Here is a 1,941-nt window from a genome sequence, read left to right on the forward strand (position 1 = left end):
TCCTTTAGCGGTTATAAGAGATCATTTTGTAACTTATCCTTTTGCAATCAATTCGAAATTCATTAGCTTTGATTTAAAGAAAATTTTTTATGGCATAGATCTTTGCACAGGAGTTTTTGACACTCATTTTTCCTTTCATTATGAAATAGATCAAAAGCTTGAAGAAAATAAAGAATTTCTTTTAAAAAGACTTTTATCTTATTTGATTATTGATGAGAAAAGATCCGCTTTAAGGATAACAAAAGATGAAAATGAAACTATACAAGAAAGAGATGATTATACTTTTTTTAATCAAAGTTTAAATAGTATAGAACTCATTAAATCTGAAATTTATATCCTAAAAAACACTACATTAGAAAAGTATTATAAAGAAGTTAATGATGAAATCAATTTAACAGCCATTCAAGCTTACAATGAAGCTTTACAAATTTTACAAGATTTTGCTAATGGAATTTACAATACAAGTAAAGATAAAACAGGAAGATATATAGAAGATAAAAATAAAACCAGAAGATTACTAGAAAAACTCAATATCATAGGACAAAACAATCTTAAGGCTATGTATATAGGGATAAATGAAAATAAAGAAAGCTTGAAAGCTATAGACAAAAGAGAAAATAACACTAGCAAGGCAAGTGCAAATACTGATATCACATCAGAAACAAAAACTCCGCCTAATTTCATAGGCAGACTAGCTACTACCATAATCATAGAAGATGGTTTATACATGGGTTAAATTAAGAAAGGATAGATAATGAGTGAAACTTATGAGATTTATACACCCAATGGGTTAACATTAGATGTGGAAAAAGATACCAATAAAATACTCTTTAAAGAAAATATTAAGCCCACAGGCAACTATACCGAAGAATATTCCAAAGCGGTTTTTAAATCTTATCATATTATGAAAAACTCCCCCTACAAAGACTATAAACCCCAATACCTAGATCCTAACTTTTATACAGGACAAAGTTCTACTTTACTTGAATTTAAAGATTGGCAAAGTATATATTTAAAAGATCCTATCAAAGGAGCTATAGCTCCTTGGACTAAAGCAGAAAAAGCTTATTATCATTCTTTAAAAACCAAAAGAGAAAGATATAAATATTTAGCAATAAGAAGTGGATTAAGATCTGTGGTTATAGATATACCCTATGATGCTTATGCTAATGTAGATGAAAAAGGATATTTAATCAATGAAGAATACGCCTATATTTATGATGAAGTTAACAATAATAAAGAAACCTTAAAATCTTCTCTTTTTAGACAAGAATGGGGTATAGCAGCAGGAATACTAGGAAAACCTGAATATTTTGTGCGTTCTAAAAATCATGGCTTTAATGCCAGAATGATACAATGTTTTATTTTATATATTCAACTCACAGGTGGAGGATATGAAGAATTAGGTATAAAAAGAGGAATTTATAATTATGCTGATAATCTTTTAGAAATAGGTATAGGTATGGCAGGGATACATAAAAATCCTTTAAGGGCCAAATTAGTAAAAGATTTAGCTAAAACTATACAGCCTGATGAATTTGGTATGCTTCCTTTTATAGATGAGATTATGGGAGTAGATTGGGTGATTGATTTAAATAAATATGATTTTGCCTATGATGAAGAAGGCAGGATCATTTGGGCTTTATATAATGATATTAAAAAAGGCAAATTAAAAGATCCAAGAGATATAGATTCTACTCCTGAAAGTAGAAATAAATTTGATGATGCTATGGATGGATACGAAAATGGAATGGTAACAAGATTTGATGTAGATACTCCAAATGATTGGAGTGAACAACAAGCTACTTTATTCAAAGATACCCTAGTATTAAGCGCCAAACTAGCAGCCCTAACCCCACCTCAAGGCTATCCTAATGCCCCTTATTATTTTACACCTGAAAGATTAGAATGGATTTATAAAAGAGGATATTTAGACAAACT

General features: G+C 29.4%; 1 protein-coding gene and 1 pseudogene. Both read left to right on the top strand.

All coding sequences use genetic code 11. The annotated features are described in order from the left end of the window. Positions 1-736: pseudogene (locus AJ885_RS07065) on the top strand (hypothetical protein); the annotation flags it as partial. Between the two features lie 18 nt (positions 737-754). After that, positions 755-1,941 (top strand): hypothetical protein (locus AJ885_RS07070; protein WP_070280980.1); only part of this gene is annotated, 1,187 nt, incomplete at its 3' end.

It is taken from the genome of Campylobacter sp. BCW_6464 (genome assembly GCF_001762775.1).
Classification (GTDB): Bacteria; Campylobacterota; Campylobacteria; order Campylobacterales; family Campylobacteraceae; genus Campylobacter_D; species Campylobacter_D jejuni.